This is a genomic window from Ensifer adhaerens, assembly GCF_001270265.1.
GTDB lineage: Bacteria > Pseudomonadota > Alphaproteobacteria > Rhizobiales > Rhizobiaceae > Ensifer > Ensifer adhaerens_B.
Genome location: NZ_LGAP01000009.1, coordinates 13,252 through 31,794, shown reverse-complemented (window position 1 = coordinate 31,794; position 18,543 = coordinate 13,252). Strand labels below are relative to the sequence as shown.

Sequence of the window (18,543 nt, the reverse complement as noted above, 5' to 3'; positions counted from 1 at the left end):
CAAGACCGTTCCCTACCAACCCTCTTCCAGCACGCGCGTCAGCATGTCGGCGAAGAAGTCGGCGCTTTCCCGGCTGAGGCAGAGCGGCGGTTTGATCTTCAAGACGTTCAGATGGTCGCCGGTCGGCTGCATGATGACACCAAGTTGAAGAAGCCGATCGCAGATGGCAGCGGTCTCCTCCGTTGCCGGCTCCAGCGTTTCGCGATCGCGGACGAACTCGACGCCGAGATAGAGCCCCATGCCGTGCACGGCACCGACGAGCGGAAACCGCTGCTCCAGCGCTTCGAGCCTCGTCTTGAGGTAGCCGCCGACGACGCGCGCGTTTTCCTGCAGTTTTTCCTCTTCGATAAGGTCGAGCACCGTCTGCCCAACAACGGAGCTCACGGGACTGCCACCGGCTGACGAGAAGAAATAGCCTTCCTTCTCCAGCGCATCGGCAATCTCGCGCCGGGTGATGACGGCTCCGAGCGGATGGCCGTTGCCCATGCCCTTGGCGATGGTGATGATATCGGGCACCACGCCCTGCTCCTCAAAACCCCAGAAATAGTCGCCGAGCCTGCCGTAGCCGACCTGCACCTCGTCGGCGATGCAGACACCGCCGCGCTGCCGGACCATGGCATAGACTGCATCGAGATAGCCTTTCGGCAACGGGATGCCGCCGGCATTGCCATAGACCGGCTCGCAGATGAAGCCGGCAAGCCCTTGGCCCTCATCCTCCAGTTCGCGCAGCTTGGTGGCCACCGACCGCACATAATTGTCGGTCGTGTCGGAGCCGCGGAACGGGCCACGATAGGTGTTGGGCGCCACCACGGCATGCACCCAGTCCGGGCGGGTGCTGAGCGCCTGCGGGTTGTCGGCGATCGATGTCGAGACCGCGTCGCTCGCCACCGTCCAGCCGTGATAGGCCTCGAGCAGGCTGACGACGTTGCGCTGGCCGGAAAAAGCCCAGGCAAGCCGCAGGGCGAGATCGTTGGCTTCCGAGCCGCTGTTGACGAGGAAGACCGTATCGAGGTCATCAGGCGCCAGTGCGGCAAGCCGTTCGGAAAACTCGGCGACCGAGGCATAGTGGAAACGTGAATTGGTGTTGAGCAGCGACCATTGCCGGCCGACCGCGGCCGCCAGCCGCGGATGGCCGTGGCCAAGGATGGTGACGTTGTTGACCATGTCGAGATAGACCCTGCCCTCGACGTCGAACAGGTGTTCCTTCCAGCCGCGCTCGATCTGCGGCGGCGTGCGGTAGTAGTTCTTCTGCGGCCTGGCGAAATGCTGCTGGCGGCGATCAAGCAGCTCGGTCGAATGCGGCGTCTGTGCATCGCAGTCGAAACCGAGAATGCCTGATGGTGACGGGCAGAGCACGCGCCAGGCGTCCGCCTGATGGGCCGGGACAAACAGCGGCGGCATCAGCCCCGGTTCGCGGCAGAGCTGCACCCGCATCAGGCCGAGCCCGTGGCCGGCCTCGACCACCACGCCTATCGGCATGCCGGCGGCGACCGTCTCATCGGTATCTTCAGGCGGCTCGAGACCGGAGAGGTGGAGAACGCCCGCCCCGCCGTTCAGAGCCATCCGCTCGGCATGCCATTCGATCCGGCCGGCAAAGGGTGCCCTGACCATGGTCCCGGTCGGCAAGCAGAGATCGACATGCAGGGCAAAGGTTGGCGTAGGCACTGACGCCCGAAGTGCGCTCTCGGTCAGCCGATACTCGCCATAGCGGGTCGACGCCATCCCGATCGCATGCGCTGCCGTCTGCAGCAGCGAGGTCGGAAGGCCACCGTGCTGCCAGCGCTCCTCGGGAAGCAAGGGGCTGAGGATCGAAAGATCGATCTGGCGCACGCCGGCCGGCTCTATCTCGATGAGCAGTCCCTCGCCCACCACCGGCGTCGTCGCCTCCGGTGCAGCACCAACGGCGCGCAGGATCGCATGTTGCATCAGGGCCGGCGGCACGGAGACGGCAACGTCGAAGATCTCGCGTTCATGCGCGGCGTTACCCTGCACATAGGCGTTATCAGGGTCGATGGTGAGCTGCTGTTCGGAACTGGCGACCAGGACCGCAGCGCGCGCGACGATCAGCGGCCATAACGCCTTCAGTTCGCTTTCCTCAAGCGGGCAGACCGCGTGAAAGGCCCGGACGGCCGGCAGAATGAAGAGAGGATCGCCATCGGCATGGTGCAGCAGCGAGGCACAGGTTACCGCCAGTTCCGCGACGAGCCAGCCCTTCAGAATATCGCCGAAATCAATGACGCCATCCGGAATCGGCCGGCCGGCGGCATCCGGCTGACCGACGACATTGTCATCGGTCACGTCGTGGTGGATGGCCTGGATGCGCAGATCGGCGGTCAGCGGCTGCAGCCGGCGCATGGCCCCGACCATGGCCTCGGCAATTCGTTTCTTCAGGCCCTCGTCGGTCATGGCGGCAAGCAGGTGCAGTGCGACCGGGGCGGCGTGCCGCAGGTCCCATTGCAGTTCACGGTCAAGGCCCGGATGATCGAAATCACGAAGCGCGACCGCCAGCCGCCCGGCGATGTCGCCAAGCGCAGCCACGGTTTCGGCCGCCAGATACTTGCGCCGCGTCAACGGCACGCCATCGAGATAGGTGAGCAGACGAACGCGATAGGCCTCGCCACGCACCGTCACGTCGACGATGTCGTTGCCGTCGAGCGCCCGCACGACCTGCGACGCCCGCACCGAGCCGGCCTGACGGGCGAGATGCAGCAAGGCGGCGTTCTGGGCCTGCAGCTCCTGCAGGTCATAGGCCGCCTGGCAGATCTTCAGCACGAAACGGGCCTCGTCGGTGTCGATCCGGTAGTTGCGATCCTGCTGGCTTCCCAGTTCGGTCAAGGCGCCGGAGAGGCCGAAATGCTCCGAAAGAATGCGCGCCACGTCCTCAGGCGTCACATCGGGCCTTGGCAGCTGCGTGCGAAGCTTCAGCGCGTCTTCAACCATAGTGTTGCCTCCCTCACATCCGGCACCATGCCGACCTCCGAATCGACCGAGCGGGTCTCCCGGCTATTGCGACACACCTTCAAGGCGATAGCGCGTCCCAGGGTAGAGAAGGCGCGCCGTCGTCACATTGGCGGTGTCGGACCAGGTGCGACGCCGGATCATCAGGCAGGGCTCGTTGCGATCGATGCCGAGCAGCTTGCATTCCCATGGCTGCGGCGATACCGCCTCGACGATCTGTTCGGTGCGGGTGATCGGTGCGACCGCCGTCAGATAGGCGTTCGGCGTCATGTCGCGGAAATCCTGCTCCATATATTTCGGGCAGATGGCCGGGTTGACGAAGCGATCCTCAATCTGGATCGGCAGGCCGTTTTCCGAGTGAACCATGATCGAATGGAAAACCCGCGCACCGGTCACAAGCCCAAGCGCATAGCCAATTTCCGACGGCGCGACCTCTTCCTGCATCAGCGTCATGCGCGAGGTGTGCGCATGGCCGCGCTCGCGGATTTCGTCGGCGATATTGCGCACTTCAAGCAGCGCCGTGCTGCCCTTGTGTGCAGCGACGAACGACCCGACCCCCTGGACGCGGGTAATAGCACCCTCGGTTGCCAACTCGCGCAGCGCCCGGTTGGCAGTCATGCGGCTGACGCCGAGATCGGCGACGATCTCGTTTTCGGAAGGGATGCGGTGATGTGCCGGCCATTCCCCGCTGTCGATGCGGGTGCGGATGAACTGCTTCACCGCCTCGTAGCGTGGCACCGGTCCGTCCTCGAATGCGGCCATGTCGTTCCTTCGCCTGAGTGCCGTCATCGGCTTTTGCCCCGTCTTTTCGGATGCCGAACAAATCATGCGTATCCGGCAATGATTCTTTTCGTTCATTTCGCGCTTGCGCGCCACCGTAAAATATCTATAGTTCCATATACAACTACGTACAGGAAAATCGCAACATGGCAACTTTTCCCGTCAACCGGCTCTTCGCCGACTATGCGCTTCTGCCGACCGGCTGGGCGCAGAATGTCGCCATTGCGCTCGACGCGTCCGGCGGCATCGTCTCCATCGAGACCGATCAGACGATCGCCGATGGCGACGAGCGCGTTGCCGGACCGCTCATTCCAGCCATCACCAACCTGCATTCCCATGCCTTCCAGCGCGCCATGGCGGGGCTTGCCGAAGTCGCCGGCAGCGGCAACGACAGCTTCTGGACCTGGCGGGAAGAAATGTACCGCACCGTCGGCCTGGTGAACCCCGACGACGTCGAGGCGATCGCCGCCAAGCTCTATATGGAGATGCTGAAGGGCGGCTTCGGCCATGTTGCCGAATTCCATTACCTGCATCACACGGCCGACGGCACGCCCTATTCCGACCCGGCCGAAATGTCGCTGCGCATTCTCGCTGCCGCGCAGTCGACCGGTATCGGCCTCGCGCATCTGCCGGTTTTCTACGCCCACGCCAATTTCGGCGGCGTCGCCCCGAATGCCGGCCAGCGCCCCTTCCTGCATGATCCCGATCAGTTCCTCGCGCTGCTGGAGCGACTGGCGCCGATCTGCGGCGACAATGGCCAGACACTCGGCTACGCCATCCATTCGCTGCGCGCCGCGACGCCGGAGGAGATGCGCACGATCCTCGAACGCGCGCCCGTCGACGGGCCAATCCACATTCACGTCGCTGAGCAGACCAAGGAAGTCGAGGACAGCCTCGCCTGGAGCGGTCGTCGCCCGGTTCAGTGGTTGCTCGACGAAATGCCCGTCGACGAGCGCTGGTGCTTGATCCACGCCACCCATCTGACCGACGAGGAGAGACAGCGCCTGGCACGATCCGGCGCGGTTGCCGGCCTCTGCCCGGCAACGGAAGCCAATCTCGGTGACGGCATTTTTCCGGCGGTCGATTACATGGCCGAAGGCGGACGCCTCGGCATCGGCACCGACAGCCATGTGGCAACCAGCGTTGCCGAAGAACTGCGGCTGCTCGAATATGGCCAGCGCCTGCGTGATCGCCGTCGCAACCGGCTTGCCGGCCCGGGCGCCTCGGTCGGCCACACTATTTTCGATGCGGCACTCAAGGGCGGCGCCCAGGCGGTCGGCCACAAGACCGCCGGCATCGCGGTCGGCGCGCGCGCCGATTTCGTCGTGCTCGACGGCTCCAATCCGTACATCGCCGCCGCAAGCGGCAATCAGATTCTCGACCGCTGGCTGTTTGCACTCGGTGGCGAGACCGTCCGCGACGTCATGGTCGCCGGACAGTGGAAGATCCGCAACGGACGCCACGACCGGGAGGAAGACATCGACCGCGCCTTCGCGCGGGTGCTTATGAAACTGAAGTAGCAATCGCAGCGAATATCAAAAAAGGGGAATACGCATGTCGATCAGCAAACTGAAACTCACCCTCGCCGCCACCGGCCTCGTGCTTGGCGCTTCAGCCGGCAACGCCAGCGCCTCCTATTGCGGCGACGGCAAGACCGTCACCTTCGCCGGCATCGACTGGGAAAGCGGCGCCTTCATCACCGAAGTGATGAAAACCATTCTCTCCAAGGGCTACGACTGCCAGGTGGATTCGATCCCCGGCAATTCGGTGACGCTCGAACAGGCGACCGCCAACAACGACGTGCAGATCTTCGCCGAGGAATGGCTCGGCCGCTCCGACATCTGGAACAAGGCCGTCGAGGAAAAGAAGGTCGTCGCCGTCGGCAAGACCTTCGTCGGCGCCAGCGAAGGCTGGTTCGTGCCGGAATACGTCATCAAGGGCGACGCCAGCCGCAACATCGAGGCGAAGGCCCCGGATCTGAAGAGCGTCTCGCAGCTTTCCGACGCCAAGATCGTCGAGATCTTCGCCGATCCGGAGGAGCCGTCCAAGGGCCGCTTCCTCAATTGCCCCTCCGGCTGGACCTGCGAGGGCGTCAGCACTGCCAAGCTCGATGCCTACAAACTCGGCGAGACCTATGTGAACTTCCGCCCCGGCACCGGCACCGCGCTCGATTCCGCCATCACCTCGGCCTACCTGCAGGGCGAGCCGATCCTGTTCTACTACTGGTCGCCGACGGCGATCATGGGCAAGTTCAAGCTCGTGCAGCTTGAAGAGCCGGCCTACAACGAAGCCTGCTGGAAGGAGCTTTCGAGCGCCACCGGCAAGCGCGACCAGGGCTGCGCCTTCCCGTCCGTAGACGTCTCCTACGGCGTCAACAGCACCTTCGCCCAGGAAGCCCCCGAAATCATCGCCATCCTGGAAAAGGCGACCTTCCCGCTCGAAGACGTCAACGGCAGCCTGGCCTACATGACCGACAACAAGGTCGATGCCGTGGCGGCAGCGGCCGAGTTCCTGCAGACCAAGGGCGACGTCTGGGGCAAGTGGGTCTCCGACGAGGCCCGCGGCAAGATCGAAGCCAGCCTGAAGTAAAGTCCGTTCGGTCGGCCGACGCGGCTCTGATGCGCCTCGCCTCTGTCTGAGACAGGGCGGTCCTATCGGATCCGCGCCGGCCCCGACCTTCGACACCCCGAGGCAAGCGCCATCGGCCGCAGAATTGCGCCCGTCCATGGCCCGAGCAAGGAACGACATCCGATGTTTCCGGATTCCCTCAATCTCTCCATCCGCGCGCCGGTGAACGAGTTCATCCAGACGCTGGTCAGCAGCTATGGCTGGGTCTTCAAGGCGATCAGCGCGGTGATCCTGAAAGCCGTTCTCTTCATCGAATGGATCCTGCGCGGCCTGCCCTGGTGGGTCGTCATCCTCGCCTTCATGGCGCTCGCCTGGCAGAGTTCCAAGCGCTGGACGCTGACGGTCGCCGTCGGCGCGCTCCTGTTCTTCGTCGGGGTGCTCGGTCTCTGGGACCTCACCATGCAGACGCTGGCACTGATGCTGATGGCGACGCTGGTGTCGGTTGCCATCGGCGTGCCCATGGGCATTCTCGTCGCCAAGAGCCGGCTGGTGCGCAACATCACGCTGCCGGTGCTCGACGTGATGCAGACCATGCCGAGCTTCGTCTATCTGATCCCGGCGCTCATGCTCTTCGGCCTCGGCAAGGTTCCGGCGATCCTTGCGACCATCATCTATGCCGTGCCGCCGCTGATCCGCCTCACTGATCTTGGCATCCGCCAGGTCGATCACGAAGTCGTCGAAGCGGCAACCGCCTTCGGCGGCAGCCCCAACCAGATCCTCTTCGGCGTCGAACTGCCGCTCGCGACCCCGACGATCATGGCCGGTCTCAACCAGACGATCATGATGGCGCTGTCGATGGTGGTCGTCGCCTCGATGATCGGCGCGCGCGGCCTCGGCGAGCAGGTGCTGAACGGCATCCAGACGCTCGACGTCGGCAAGGGCCTGGAAGCCGGCATCGGCATCGTCATTCTGGCAATCGTACTCGACCGCATCACGCAAGGTTTCGGCAAGAGCCGGACGGAGGATCCCCGCAATGGCTGATATCGAGATCCGCAACGTCTACAAGATCTTCGGCCAAGACGCCAAGGCCGCGCTCGCCATGGCCAAGGACGGCCTCGATAAATCGGAGATCCTTGCCCGCTCCGGCTGCAGCGTCGGCCTCAACGACGTCAGCCTGACGATCGGCGCCGGCAAGATCTTCGTCATCATGGGCCTGTCCGGTTCGGGCAAGTCGACGCTGGTGCGCCACATCAACCGGCTGATCGAACCGACCAGCGGCCAAGTGGTCTTCGACGGCAGCAACATCCTCGACCTCGACGCCAAGGCGCTTCGCACCTTCCGCATGCACCGCGTCAGCATGGTGTTCCAGAGCTTCGCGCTGATGCCGCATCGCACCGTGTTGCAGAATGTCGTCTACGGCCAGCGCGTGCGGGGCCTCTCCAAGGCAGACAGCCGCGACATTGGCATGAAGTGGATCGAGACCGTCGGTCTTTCCGGCTACGACGCCAAGTTCCCGCATCAGCTGTCGGGCGGCATGAAGCAGCGCGTCGGGCTTGCCCGGGCGCTTGCCGCCGATACCGATGTCATCCTGATGGACGAAGCCTTCTCGGCGCTCGATCCGCTGATCCGCGCCGACATGCAGGACCAGCTGCTGCAGCTGCAGCAGAACCTGTCGAAGACCATCGTCTTCATCACCCATGACCTCGACGAGGCTTTGCGCATCGGTTCGGAAATCGCCATCCTCAAGGACGGCCAGGTGGTGCAGGTCGGAACGCCGGACGATATTCTCGACAAGCCCGCCAACGACTATGTCGCCCGGTTCGTCCAACGTCGCCAGGGAAGGCCGGAAGCGCATGACTGAAACCATCACCCTTGATGGACCGGCAGACTGGGCGGAAATCGCCGCGGTCGCAACCGGCGCACACCTGACGCTTTCCGAAGCCGCCCGTACGCGCATCGTCAATGCCCGTGCCGTGGTCGAGGCGCTGGTCGATCGCGGCATTCGCGGCTACGGCATCAACACCGGCGTCGGCGCGCTTTGCGATGTCATCATCGACAGGGAAAACCAGGAGGCGCTGTCGCGCAACATCATCCTCAGCCATGCCTGCGGCGTCGGCGAGCCGCTCGGGCGGGCTGAGGCACGGGCGGTAATGGCCGCCCAGATCGCCAACTTTGCCCATGGCTACTCCGGCGTTCGCATCGAGACGGTCGAGGCGCTCACGGCGCTGCTCAATGCCGGTCTCATCCCCAACATCCCGTCGCGTGGTTCGGTCGGCTATCTCACCCATGCCGCTTCGATCGGCCTCGTGCTGATCGGCCATGGCCAGGTAAACGACGGCAAGCAAACCTTGAGCGGCGCCGAGGCGCTGCGCCGGCTTGGCCTCCAGCCCCTGCGCCTGCAGGCCAAGGAGGGCTTGAGCCTCGTCAACGGCACGCCTTGCGCCACCGGCTTGGCAGCCCTGGCGCTGTCGCGCGCAAAAAAACTCTTCGCCTGGGCGGATGCGGCAGCGGCGCTGACCTATGAAAATCTCGGCAGCCAGGCCAATGCCTTTGCCGCCGGGCCGCTGGCGCTGCGCCAATCTGCGGGACTGCAGGCGGTCGGCGAGACGCTGCGCGATTTTCTCGCGGATAGCCCGATGCTGGCGGCAAGCGCGGGCACGCGCACCCAGGATCCCTTGAGCCTGCGCGCCGTGCCGCATGTGCACGGCGCGGCGCGCGACGCCTTCGACCATGTCGCGGAAGTGGTGAACCGGGAACTGGCAAGCCTCACCGACAACCCGGCCGTATCCGGCACCCCGGAAGCGCCGGAGGTGCACTCGCAGGCCCATGCGGTTGGAGCAGCGCTCGGCCTTGCCATGGACAGCCTGGCGGTCGCCGTCGCCGAAGTTGCGGCCATATCGGAGCGTCGCATCGACCGGCTGGTGAACCCGCTCGTCAGCGGCCTGCCCGCCTTTCTCGCCGGCGACAGCGGCGTCTCCTCCGGCTACATGATCGCCCAGTACACGGCCGCCGCCCTTGCCGCGGAAAACCGCCGGCTGGCAGCACCCGCAAGCCTCGATGGCGGCATCACCTCGGCGCTGCAGGAGGATATCCTGACGCACGCCACGCCCGCCGCCTGGAAGGCGCTCGCCATCGTCGACAACCTCGAACGCATCCTCGCGATCGAACTGCTCGCCGCCGCACAGGCCTATGACCTGCAGCCGCGCGCCACCGCCAAGGCGAAACGCACAGAGGCGCTCTACCAACGCATCCGCGCCGCCATTCCCATCTATGCCGACGACCGGCCGATGAACGAGGATTTCGACCGGATGCGCCTCGTCATTCAGGAAAGCACGCCATGAAGCTCCTGCCTGCCTCCGGCCACAAGCGCATGCCCTGGAAAAACGGCGGTGGCGAAACCATCGAGATATCAGTCTTTCCGGAGAGTGCGTCCCTCTCGGAATTTGACTGGCGGGTGAGCATGGCGACCGTCGCAAGCGACGGCCCATTCTCCGCCTTTCCCGGCATCGACCGCACGCTGTCGATCCTCGAAGGCAACGGCATGACGCTTCTGATCGACGGGCGCGATCCGGCCCGATTGACTGAGGTGGATGCACCCCTCGCCTTTCCCGCCGACGTCGCCACATCGGCGAGCCTGATCGACGGTACGATCGTCGACCTCAACGTCATGACGCGCAGAGGCAAGCTCACGCATCACGTGCGCAGGCTCGCGATCGAGGGCGAAGATTCGCTCGTGAGCGAGGCAGCCACCGCCGTGCTCTTTTGCCATCGCGGCGCAGTGACGCTGGATGCCAACGGTCAGACGATGGTGCTTTCGGCCGGCGACGCCTTGATGCTCTCCGGGCCGCTTACCGCCACGTTAAAGGCACCCGCACGGTGCAAGTTGTTTTTCATCGAGATCGACACGGCGCAGGGCGTCTGACACCGGGAACACCGCCAGCGGTTGGCGCCCGGATTACGCCCGGCGCAGGTGCAGCAGCGGATAGGGCCTGCCGTCATCGTCGACCGGCGAGCGACCGGTGGTTTCAAACCCCATGCGGGCGTAGAAACCGGCGCCGGAAAGATTCTGCTCGTTGACATCAACCGTCAGCACCGGATGCAGCTTGGCCGCATGCTCGACCAGCGCGCGCCCGACGCCGGCACCACGCGCATCGGCATGGACGAACAGGCTGTCGATCTGCGCCTCGGTCATGCCCATGAACCCAAGGGCGACATCGTCGGCATCGGCAGCAATCCACAGCTCCGCCTGCGGCAGGTACTGGGTGGCGACCATCTCTTCGATGGCGGCGAAATTCTCACCTAAGAGAAAGCGATGAGTCGCAACGACGGCGCTGCGCCAGATATCGAGCGTGCGCGAAAAATCGGACGGACGGGAAGAACGAATGGAAATCGTCATCTGAGAAATCACTATAGAAATGGCCGTTCGCTTTCGTGAACCACCGACGAGGGCAAGGCTTCTGGCGAGTGTCACCGGCGCAAACAGCAATGGAAGACAATGGCGCCATCGCGGAACGCGTGCGCAAGGGCTCGCGACAATAGCCACGAAAGCGAATTCTTCAAGCTGCTGCCGCTCTTGCCTTCAACAAACGGCCGCGCCAACCCCGTTCCCGTCTCACGCCACTGCGATCTCCATGTGCCGATCGGGCGATGGCCTTGCCGACATGCAGACGGGATCAGCGACGGCATTCTCCGTTCAGAAATCAGTAACCATACGGCGTGTTACCCGGGGAACAGCGCATTCGACGCCACACGATAGTCTCCATGCCACGGTTTGACAGTCTCTCATCAACAAACGTAAGGCTTGGAGGATACGGACATGATCAAGACCGGTTTCGGCGTTTCCATCACCGTGCTGGCCTTCTCGGTCGCAGTGATCGCCTTCATGCATGTTGCCCTGTCCCAATACCGCACGGATATCAGCGCGCCCGACTACAGCGTGATCACCTCGTCGATCCACGAATAGCTGCAACCACGGGCGCCAGCACGGCGACCATCACCCTTCGCCGCCTGAGCGCCGGCGGCACCAGCAGCATCTCCTCTCCGCCATCCGACATGGCACCCTGTCGCCAACACCAACGCTCGAACGATCGGCTGGCGAGACGCGGGCGAAGCTCAGCCCATCCCTCCCTTTGCCTCAACAAAGGCTTCCCCTGGCAAAACTTTGCTGCTTGGATGGAACGCACCGGCCGCCTCATGGCCGATGCCCACCCACTGCCAGAAAGTTTCCGATGTCGAGCGACCACTCCCACCTCTGGCCCGGCGTTCCGCTTGCTCTGGGCTCGGCTGTTCTCTTCGGCGCCTCGACGCCGCTTTCGAAGCTTCTGCTTGGCTCCGTCGATCCCTGGCTATTGGCGGGCATGCTTTATCTCGGCGCCGGGCTTGGTCTCGCGATCGTCCACCGCGCCCGCGCCTGGGTGGGGCTTGATGGCGTCGAAGCGCCGCTGGCGCGCGCCGATATTCCCTGGTTGATCACCGTCATCCTGTTCGGTGGCGTACTCGGCCCGCTGCTCCTGATGTTCGGCCTATCCCAGACCACGGCCGCCTCGGGGTCGTTGCTCCTGAACCTGGAAGGATTGGCGACGATGGCCATCGCCTGGCTGGTGTTTCGCGAGAATGTCGATCGCCGCCTGCTCTCGGGTGCCGCGGCAATTTTCTGCGGCGCGGTTCTCCTGTCGTGGAATGGTGCGGGCCTGAGCCTCGATCGCGGCAGCCTGCTGATCGCGGCCGCCTGCCTTGCCTGGGGCATCGACAACAATCTGACGCGCAAGCTTTCATCCGCCGATCCCGTCCAGATCGCCATGATCAAGGGCCTGGCCGCCGGCGCCACAAACCTTGTGCTTGCCCTGGCGCTCGGCGCGTCGCTGCCGTCCGCCGGCCTCACCGCCAGCGCCGCCCTCGTCGGCTTCCTCGGCGTCGGCATCAGCCTCGTTTTGTTCATGCTCGGCCTCCGCCACCTCGGCACGGCGCGAACGGGCGCCTATTTCTCGCTCGCCCCGTTCATCGGCGCGCTTCTTTCGATCGCCCTCTTCCGCGACGCCATCACCCTACAGTTCCTCTCAGCCGGCCTGCTGATGGCCTTCGGCCTGTGGATGCACCTGGCAGAGCGCCACGACCACGAACATGCCCACGAAGCGCTCGAACACGAACACGCCCACATCCACGACGAACACCACACCCACAGCCACGACGGCCCGATTACCGAGCCGCATTCCCACTGGCACCGGCACGAACCGATGCGGCATAAGCACCCGCACTATCCGGACCTGCATCATCGGCATAGTCATGGGTGAGCAAAAATTGGTCGACGGCGTTATCCGCAGTTCACAGTACGCTGAAATTCCAGATCACCAACCGCCGCGAGCTCGAACGCGCGAAGGCTTGCGACCCTGACGGACCTGCCTTCCTCGATCGCTACGACCGGCCGGGGACACTGTTCTACCTCGACCCGCCCTATTTTGGGAGCGAGGATGACCATGGAAAAGCCCTCTTCGGCCGAGACCAGTTCGCAGCTTTGGCGGAACGGTTGAGGCGTCTTCGAGGGCGCTTCATTCTCTCGATAAATGACGTACCGGAGATCCGCAAAACTTTCGCCGGCTTTGCGCTGCATGAGGCAGAGCTGACCTATTCGGTGAGCGCCGGGAGGGGCACGCCGGCACATGAACTGATCATTGTAGGGTGAGAATAATGGCTGGCGCCGGCCGGGTCGGCGCCAGCAAGAGGGCTTTAGGGCGGGAAACTCAGGCTGTAGCCGGATCCTAGGTTGCACGTTACCCCAACACCGCTGATAGTAGCTGCGCTGGGGCAACGGGCCAATTCGATGGGCGAGACAACAGATCACCGTGGAGAGTTTGTGCTGCCCAAGAGGGTCTGGCTGCTCTTCCTTTTGACCCTCCTTATTGGTCCTTTGGTTGGATACTCTTGTAGCTACTTCTTTGCCGCGGCGGCAAATTTTGGCTTCGATGTTTCCCTCTTTGTACAAGGGGCAATCTTCGCTCACGCTCTGGGTTTAGTACCCGCGATTATGTCTGTGTTGCTGGTCTGGTGCGTGGTGATCAGTTCACAGAGGTGGTCCGTGCGGCTACCCCTTGCAGTACTCTCTGGCTTTCTTGCAACGGCGCTTTACGCGATGATGCTAGGGTCTACGTTGCAAGACGATATCACGTTCATTTTGCTTGCCGGGGCGATTGGTGCTGTGGCGCAGATCACATGCATCGTTCTCTGGAGGCGCCTTGGTGGTGGATGACCGAGCCCTCTCAGCCCGCTTAGGTAGACCCTTATGATCGAGGTTTGCTCACAAAGCCTCCCCGGCTTGGACAGCGACCAACGGATCCACGTCGCCATGCGCGTTGTCGGCGGGCCACAGATCGTCATCGAGGACCAACTGCTTATGTGCCTGGCGGTAATGACCGAGGTGCTCGGCATCTCGACTGAGGAGGCTTACTGCCTATTGTTGGATGCCGTGATTTTATATGACTGCGGAGTGGAGAGGCACTGGCCTTATGAGCTACAAATTATCGCTCTATGAGAGGTGACATTTAACAGCCTTGGCGGAATTTCAGTTTTTCCGGTTTTGGGTGTCAAAATTCCGGAAAATCGCGGCGAGCTACAGGGGCTATCGCTCAAGCCTGATCCAATAGGAGCTGTCGGTGGTAACGTTGGTAGCGGAGGAGGGATTCGAACCCCCGACACAAGGATTATGATTCCTCTGCTCTAACCTACTGAGCTACTCCGCCGGGTACCGCGTCAAGGCTTCGAAGGCGAAGCCGTCTTGACTGGACGGGCGGCTTATAAGGCCCGGTTCAGCCAAGTGTCAAGCCAAGTCGCGGGGAAAATGTGAAGTTTTCCCGCGCGATCGGAAATGTCTGCCTCAAGCCGCCGCAGGCGCCGCCAGAAGCACCTTCAATGCGGCCTCCGCACCGGCCTCGCGCTCGGATTTGCGGATGAAGCCGCCGCCGTAGACGCGGGCGTCTTCGCCGACGCCGGAATAGAGCGCGCAGGCCTGGCCCGGCGCGATGCCGGCCTCGCCCTCGGCAAGCTCGACATAAAGGCCCTCGGCGTCGCGCTTCAGGATGGCGGGCGCCGGCTGGCGGGTGGAGCGGACCTTGGCGAAACAGTCGAAGCCCGTCGTTGCCACCTCTTCGAGATCTTCGTCGCCCAGCCAGTTGACGTCGCGCAGATAAACGCGGCGCGTTTCCAGCGCTTCCTTCGGGCCGACAATGACGCGGCGCGAGCGGGCGTCAAGATAGACGACGTAGAGCGGCTCGCCGGTGGCGATGCCGATGCCGCGGCGCTGGCCGATCGTGTAGTGCAAAATGCCATCATGGCTGCCGAGCACGCGGCCGTCGAGATGCACGATCTCGCCGGCAAGCGCCGCATTCGGCTTCAGCTTCGAAACGATGTCGCTGTACTTGCCCTGCGGCACGAAGCAGATGTCCTGGCTGTCGGCCTTCTGGGCGACGACAAGGCCCATCTCTTCGGCCAGCACCCGCGTCTCGGCCTTGGACAGGTGGCCGAGCGGGAAGCGCAGATAGTCGATCTGCTCCTGCGTGGTGGCAAAGAGAAAGTAGCTCTGGTCGCGATCGGCATCCGTCGGGCGATAGAGCGCCCGCTGGCCGGCATAGCGCGGGTTCGGGCTCGGGCGCGAACGGATGTAGTGGCCGGTCGCCAGCGCATCGGCACCGAGTTCCTTGGCGGTCGCAAGTAGATCGGCGAACTTGACCGTCTGGTTGCAGGCAACGCAGGGGATCGGCGTTTCGCCGGCGACATAGCTTTCGGCAAACGGATTGATCACCGTTTCGCGGAAGCGCGCTTCGTAATCGAGCACATAGTGCGGAACGCCGAGCGTTTCGCAGACGCGGCGGGCATCGTCGATGTCCTGGCCGGCGCAGCAGGAGCCGGCACGGTGCACGGCAGCGCCATGATCGTAGAGTTGCAGCGTGATACCGAGAACGTCGTAACCCTCGCGTTTGAGCAGGCCGGCGACGACGGAACTATCGACACCGCCGGACATGGCGACGACGACACGCGTATCTTCGGGCTTGCGGTCAAAATCGAGACTATTCACGGGATCCAATCCGGCCTTCGGGCGGCGTCAATAGCACCTGCCCCTGTTTCACGCTTCATGCGATGCAATGCCGGGCAGTAGCACACGGCACGCTCTCGGCTTCTACAGCGCCGCGCGTCTTAATCCGTCGCGCAAGGGTCGCTGTAGCACTACATTTTCCTAAACATCCTCCGCTTTCTGCAGTTCCGCTTGAAAGCGGGATGCTCTGGTCGCCGACATATAGAAACTTGTCCGCCCCGCGGCAAGGGCGGCGCTCGGCGCCAGGCCGGTCAAAGCAGATCCGTTTCAGATCAGTTTCAGCCGCATGGCGCGGGCGATCGCCTGCATGCGGTTGACGGCGTCGAGCTTGCGGGTCGCGCTCTTGAAATAGCTGCTGACCGTATAGGTGGAGATGCCGAGGATGATGGCGATCTCGTCGCTGCTCTTGCCGGCGGCCGCCCAGCGCAGGCACTCGATCTCGCGGCTCGACAGCTTTTCGCGCGCCGAGCTGCCGGTATCGAAGGTGCGCTCGAGGCATTCGAACAGCTGAACGAGGGAGAGATAAAGCGTCGCCTGCTCGACACCGACGGGCGCCTCGCGCCGGCCGGAGAGCATGGCGACGAACGGATCGCCGCTGCTGGTATGCAACTGGACGGCGAAATGGCGAGCCATCTCCGGATGCGCCAGCAGGCGATGCACCATCGCCTCATCGACCGGCTTGCCGGCCACGTCGAGCAGCTCGGCGCCACCGGTTACCGGCAGCTTGGTCGCGCGCAGGCGCTCGACCAGCACGCTCGACTGAAAGGTCTCGCAGGCGTCGTACTGGCGCACCAGCTCTGAAGGCCAGTTGCTGAGCACCAGCCGTTCGGAAAACCTCTGCTGCTCGGCCAGCGGCAGGCGCGCAATCATGAAATGGCCGAAGCCGTAACGCGCGATCAGCCGCCGCAGCAAATGCAGAAGTTCGTACTCCGTGCGGACGGCAGCCGTATCGATTTCGGAAAACATGTCCGCCGTCTCAGCCTCGCGCAGCAAGGCTGGTTCATTCGATTCCTTCATCTCTGATCACCACATCACCAGTGCCAACGCACCTGGTCGAGAGAATACAAACGGCCCCGAAAATCATCCGGCGCATGAACTTCACCCGGCAGCCAGAATACAGCCACCCTCGCCGGCATGCTCGCGAAAGCAACGCGACCGGTTGTGAAAATATGACGATGCACCAAGAATGAATCGGGAGCGCACAAACGTCGCTCATCCTTTATTTCGGCGCCTCGTTACCAAGAATTTTAGTTAAAGTGAAATGTGGTAATTGCATGGCTCCCATGTAAATTCCGCGATAATCCAGAGCTTTCCGGGCAATAGGGCGGCTATTGTCGAGTGCGACAGGCGTCGCGATCGCCGGCGAGACGTTGCGGAAATGATCGAGGGAGTGTGCGGAAGTATTTAAAATTATGAGCAAATCGTTACTGACGGCTTAGGCAAATGTTAAATGTGGCGGGCTAAGGTCAGCCTCATATGGTCTTGAGTTTGTGTAGAGAGTCCCATGACCGAAATGATGCGACCACGTGTAAAATATGTCATCGGCCCCGATGGCAGTCCTCTGACGATTGCGGATCTGCCGCCGGCGAATACCCGGCGCTGGGTTATCCGCAGGAAGGCTGAGGTGGTTGCCGCTGTCCGCGGTGGCCTTTTGAGCCTTGAGGAAGCGTGCGAACGCTATACCCTCACTGTCGAGGAATTCCTTTCCTGGCAGTCCTCCATCAACGATCACGGTCTGGCCGGCCTGCGCACGACACGCATCCAGCAATATCGCCACTAAAAGCCCACCACAGGGCCATAGGTTGAACGGCGGCTCCGGGTTTCCGGTGGCCGCCGCCTTCGTTTTCGCGCCAAGCATGCCACGTCAGCGGGCTTCACCTGATGCGCATTGCTCCCTCGTTGCTGTGCCGGCTTCCCACAAGCGGCATTTCGGCGACAGTGCGTTTCCTCTCCATATCAGCCAAACCGGTTTCGAACGTTGCAGCCATGCGATAGCATCGTCGGCAACACGCAAACGTTGAATGTGAAGGGACGCCGCCATGGATATCGTGCATGAAGAAATTGGATCGCACGGCCGCTACTCGACATCAGTCGAGGGACATACCGGTGAGATGACCTATTCCCGGTCATCGCCGAAACTGATCATCGTCGATCACACCCTGGTTCCCGACGCGCTGCGCGGCAAGGGCGTCGGCCAGGCGCTGGCAAAACATGCGATCGACGAAGCGCGCAAAGGCGGCTGGAAGATCATCCCGCTCTGCCCGTTCATGCGCGCGCAGACGCTGCGCCATCCCGATTGGCAGGATGTCATCCAGGCCTGAGACCGCTGCCTTCGCTTTCAGCGAATGTCAAAATGGGAAAACCCGCCCGACAGCTTGCCGTCGGGCGGGTTTTTCATGCTTGAGATAATCGTGCCGGATCGGGCCACGCCATCGGCATCGCCCGACAAAGAATGAAAATCATCTGCCTCGAAACGACCTACAGGCTTATGCCCGCAGACGCGTCGTCGTGTCCCGTTCCTCGAGCGCCGCCGCCTTCGCATATTCGGCCTGCACTTCTTCGAGCGCGAGTTCGGCAGCGTCCTGCTGCGCCTTCAGCTCACGAATGGAGACCTGAAGATTGTCGGCTCTTTGACGAGCAGCCTTGGCGAAAGTGGGATAGGCAAAATGCGAGGGATCGGAAATGCCCGACTTCTTTTCCTCGAAAACAATCTGATTTTCCAGATCCTTGGTCATCCGTTCGAACTCAGCCATCATCATCTGAAGCTGGCTCAGCTGACGCTGCTTCTCCCTGACCTGAAATTCCTTCAGGCGGACAAGGCTCTCACGTGCTTTCATACGCAATACTCCCGTGGATACCGAGACCCCGGTTACTGATTTGGCCCGTCGAGCCTGCCCAGCAGGCAGAAAACGAAAAATCGACAGCGATATTAACAAAAGCCTACCGCTGGTAACCTTTCGTTTACGGGCATCGTTAATCATAGGGGTGATGATTTAAGGCTCCGTAAATACTGAGGCACGAAATATGACGGCCCCGGCATTAACGAGTCAGAAGAGTCAGATAGCGGCATTTCCTCATGTTTCGCATGAAAAGTGCCATTTTGGATTCACGTTTGAAATCAGGGAACTGCTAAAAATATTTAACAATCTCGATAC

The 18,543-nt window shown here is 62.7% G+C and carries 19 protein-coding genes and 1 tRNA gene; 13 read left to right on the top strand and 7 right to left on the bottom strand.

Annotated elements, in window-relative coordinates:
- Positions 1 to 12 precede the first annotated feature (12 nt).
- A complete protein-coding gene (locus tag AC244_RS15495; RefSeq protein WP_053249725.1) occupies positions 13 to 2,940 on the bottom strand; it encodes an aminotransferase in 2,928 nt (975 codons plus the stop codon).
- A gap of 63 nt (positions 2,941 to 3,003) precedes the next feature.
- Positions 3,004 to 3,747, bottom strand: a complete 744-nt coding sequence (gene hutC / locus AC244_RS15490; RefSeq protein WP_053249867.1) for a histidine utilization repressor — start codon at positions 3,745 to 3,747, stop codon at positions 3,004 to 3,006.
- 137 nt (positions 3,748 to 3,884) lie between these two features.
- Here hutC and hutF point away from each other — a divergent pair, with 137 nt between their 5' ends.
- The 6 genes from hutF to AC244_RS15460 all read left to right on the top strand — a co-directional run bounded on the left by hutF (position 3,885) and on the right by AC244_RS15460 (position 10,228).
- Positions 3,885 to 5,258 (top strand): formimidoylglutamate deiminase, encoded by a 1,374-nt coding sequence (gene hutF, locus AC244_RS15485; RefSeq protein WP_053249724.1) that lies wholly within the window; start codon positions 3,885 to 3,887, stop codon positions 5,256 to 5,258.
- Between the two features lie 34 nt (positions 5,259 to 5,292).
- On the top strand, positions 5,293 to 6,327 hold the full coding sequence (locus tag AC244_RS15480; RefSeq protein ID WP_053249723.1) for an ABC transporter substrate-binding protein: 1,035 nt from the start codon (positions 5,293 to 5,295) through the stop codon (positions 6,325 to 6,327).
- Between the two features lie 162 nt (positions 6,328 to 6,489).
- Positions 6,490 to 7,347: an ABC transporter permease gene (locus AC244_RS15475; protein ID WP_053249722.1), complete on the top strand. Its 858-nt coding sequence runs from the start codon at positions 6,490 to 6,492 to the stop codon at positions 7,345 to 7,347.
- A complete protein-coding gene (locus tag AC244_RS15470; protein ID WP_053249721.1) occupies positions 7,340 to 8,167 on the top strand; it encodes a quaternary amine ABC transporter ATP-binding protein in 828 nt (275 codons plus the stop codon). Before AC244_RS15475 ends, AC244_RS15470 begins: the two co-directional genes overlap by 8 nt.
- Positions 8,160 to 9,647, top strand: coding sequence for an HAL/PAL/TAL family ammonia-lyase (locus tag AC244_RS15465; protein WP_053249720.1), 1,488 nt, complete (start codon positions 8,160 to 8,162; stop codon positions 9,645 to 9,647). The genes AC244_RS15470 and AC244_RS15465 overlap by 8 nt, the downstream gene beginning before the upstream one ends.
- The gene (locus AC244_RS15460; RefSeq protein ID WP_053249719.1) at positions 9,644 to 10,228 is read left to right on the top strand and encodes a HutD family protein; all 585 of its coding nucleotides are present in this window, start codon (positions 9,644 to 9,646) and stop codon (positions 10,226 to 10,228) included. Before AC244_RS15465 ends, AC244_RS15460 begins: the two co-directional genes overlap by 4 nt.
- 33 nt (positions 10,229 to 10,261) lie before the next feature.
- On the opposite strand, the gene AC244_RS15455 is transcribed toward AC244_RS15460, so the two are convergent.
- Complete coding sequence (locus tag AC244_RS15455) at positions 10,262 to 10,702, bottom strand: acetyltransferase (RefSeq protein ID WP_053249718.1); 441 nt, start codon at positions 10,700 to 10,702, stop codon at positions 10,262 to 10,264.
- 420 nt (positions 10,703 to 11,122) lie between these two features.
- Between AC244_RS15455 and AC244_RS37515 the strand changes: the two genes are divergently transcribed.
- The 5 genes from AC244_RS37515 to AC244_RS15435 all read left to right on the top strand — a co-directional run bounded on the left by AC244_RS37515 (position 11,123) and on the right by AC244_RS15435 (position 13,831).
- On the top strand, positions 11,123 to 11,269 hold the full coding sequence (locus tag AC244_RS37515; RefSeq protein WP_202596076.1) for a hypothetical protein: 147 nt from the start codon (positions 11,123 to 11,125) through the stop codon (positions 11,267 to 11,269).
- A 265-nt stretch (positions 11,270 to 11,534) separates the two neighbouring features.
- On the top strand, positions 11,535 to 12,596 hold the full coding sequence (locus AC244_RS15450) for a DMT family transporter (RefSeq protein WP_053249717.1): 1,062 nt from the start codon (positions 11,535 to 11,537) through the stop codon (positions 12,594 to 12,596).
- Complete coding sequence (locus AC244_RS15445; protein ID WP_053249716.1) at positions 12,593 to 12,985, top strand: DNA adenine methylase; 393 nt, start codon at positions 12,593 to 12,595, stop codon at positions 12,983 to 12,985. The genes AC244_RS15450 and AC244_RS15445 overlap by 4 nt, the downstream gene beginning before the upstream one ends.
- 138 nt (positions 12,986 to 13,123) lie before the next feature.
- The gene (locus AC244_RS15440; protein ID WP_053249715.1) at positions 13,124 to 13,549 is read left to right on the top strand and encodes a hypothetical protein; all 426 of its coding nucleotides are present in this window, start codon (positions 13,124 to 13,126) and stop codon (positions 13,547 to 13,549) included.
- 33 nt (positions 13,550 to 13,582) lie between these two features.
- Positions 13,583 to 13,831 (top strand): hypothetical protein, encoded by a 249-nt coding sequence (locus AC244_RS15435; protein ID WP_053249714.1) that lies wholly within the window; start codon positions 13,583 to 13,585, stop codon positions 13,829 to 13,831.
- Positions 13,832 to 13,962: 131 nt separating this feature from the next.
- Here the strand turns inward: AC244_RS15435 and AC244_RS15430 are convergent.
- The 3 genes from AC244_RS15430 to AC244_RS15420 all read right to left on the bottom strand — a co-directional run bounded on the left by AC244_RS15430 (position 13,963) and on the right by AC244_RS15420 (position 16,405).
- Positions 13,963 to 14,039, bottom strand: a tRNA-Met gene (locus AC244_RS15430).
- Positions 14,040 to 14,173: 134 nt separating this feature from the next.
- Positions 14,174 to 15,370, bottom strand: a complete 1,197-nt coding sequence (mnmA, locus tag AC244_RS15425; protein WP_053249866.1) for a tRNA 2-thiouridine(34) synthase MnmA — start codon at positions 15,368 to 15,370, stop codon at positions 14,174 to 14,176.
- Positions 15,371 to 15,655: 285 nt separating this feature from the next.
- Positions 15,656 to 16,405 carry a helix-turn-helix transcriptional regulator gene (locus AC244_RS15420; protein ID WP_053249713.1) on the bottom strand — a complete coding sequence of 250 codons (750 nt, stop codon included), beginning with the start codon at positions 16,403 to 16,405 and terminating at the stop codon, positions 15,656 to 15,658.
- Positions 16,406 to 16,892: 487 nt separating this feature from the next.
- On the opposite strand from AC244_RS15420, the gene AC244_RS15415 reads away from it, so the two are divergent.
- Together AC244_RS15415 and AC244_RS15410 are read left to right on the top strand one after the other, a co-directional pair.
- Positions 16,893 to 17,168: a DUF1153 domain-containing protein gene (locus AC244_RS15415; protein WP_003527546.1), complete on the top strand. Its 276-nt coding sequence runs from the start codon at positions 16,893 to 16,895 to the stop codon at positions 17,166 to 17,168.
- A 259-nt stretch (positions 17,169 to 17,427) separates the two neighbouring features.
- Entirely contained in the window at positions 17,428 to 17,709 is a 282-nt protein-coding gene (locus AC244_RS15410) for a GNAT family N-acetyltransferase (protein ID WP_053249712.1), read from the top strand.
- A gap of 165 nt (positions 17,710 to 17,874) precedes the next feature.
- On the opposite strand, the gene AC244_RS15405 is transcribed toward AC244_RS15410, so the two are convergent.
- Entirely contained in the window at positions 17,875 to 18,225 is a 351-nt protein-coding gene (locus AC244_RS15405) for a hypothetical protein (protein ID WP_053249711.1), read from the bottom strand.
- Between the last annotated feature and the right edge of the window lie 318 nt (positions 18,226 to 18,543).

Coding starts and splice junctions, on each gene's coding strand:
- AC244_RS15455 (WP_053249718.1), bottom strand. CDS start 10,702: ATGACGATTTCCATTCGTTCTTCCCGTCCGTCCGATTTTTCGCGCACG.
- AC244_RS15410 (WP_053249712.1), top strand. CDS start 17,428: ATGGATATCGTGCATGAAGAAATTGGATCGCACGGCCGCTACTCGACA.
- AC244_RS15435 (WP_053249714.1), top strand. CDS start 13,583: ATGATCGAGGTTTGCTCACAAAGCCTCCCCGGCTTGGACAGCGACCAA.
- AC244_RS15450 (WP_053249717.1), top strand. CDS start 11,535: ATGTCGAGCGACCACTCCCACCTCTGGCCCGGCGTTCCGCTTGCTCTG.
- AC244_RS37515 (WP_202596076.1), top strand. CDS start 11,123: ATGATCAAGACCGGTTTCGGCGTTTCCATCACCGTGCTGGCCTTCTCG.
- hutF (WP_053249724.1), top strand. CDS start 3,885: ATGGCAACTTTTCCCGTCAACCGGCTCTTCGCCGACTATGCGCTTCTG.
- AC244_RS15440 (WP_053249715.1), top strand. CDS start 13,124: ATGGGCGAGACAACAGATCACCGTGGAGAGTTTGTGCTGCCCAAGAGG.
- AC244_RS15460 (WP_053249719.1), top strand. CDS start 9,644: ATGAAGCTCCTGCCTGCCTCCGGCCACAAGCGCATGCCCTGGAAAAAC.
- AC244_RS15475 (WP_053249722.1), top strand. CDS start 6,490: ATGTTTCCGGATTCCCTCAATCTCTCCATCCGCGCGCCGGTGAACGAG.
- AC244_RS15420 (WP_053249713.1), bottom strand. CDS start 16,405: ATGAAGGAATCGAATGAACCAGCCTTGCTGCGCGAGGCTGAGACGGCG.
- AC244_RS15495 (WP_053249725.1), bottom strand. CDS start 2,940: ATGGTTGAAGACGCGCTGAAGCTTCGCACGCAGCTGCCAAGGCCCGAT.
- hutC (WP_053249867.1), bottom strand. CDS start 3,747: ATGACGGCACTCAGGCGAAGGAACGACATGGCCGCATTCGAGGACGGA.
- AC244_RS15465 (WP_053249720.1), top strand. CDS start 8,160: ATGACTGAAACCATCACCCTTGATGGACCGGCAGACTGGGCGGAAATC.
- AC244_RS15405 (WP_053249711.1), bottom strand. CDS start 18,225: ATGAAAGCACGTGAGAGCCTTGTCCGCCTGAAGGAATTTCAGGTCAGG.
- AC244_RS15415 (WP_003527546.1), top strand. CDS start 16,893: ATGACCGAAATGATGCGACCACGTGTAAAATATGTCATCGGCCCCGAT.
- AC244_RS15470 (WP_053249721.1), top strand. CDS start 7,340: ATGGCTGATATCGAGATCCGCAACGTCTACAAGATCTTCGGCCAAGAC.
- AC244_RS15480 (WP_053249723.1), top strand. CDS start 5,293: ATGTCGATCAGCAAACTGAAACTCACCCTCGCCGCCACCGGCCTCGTG.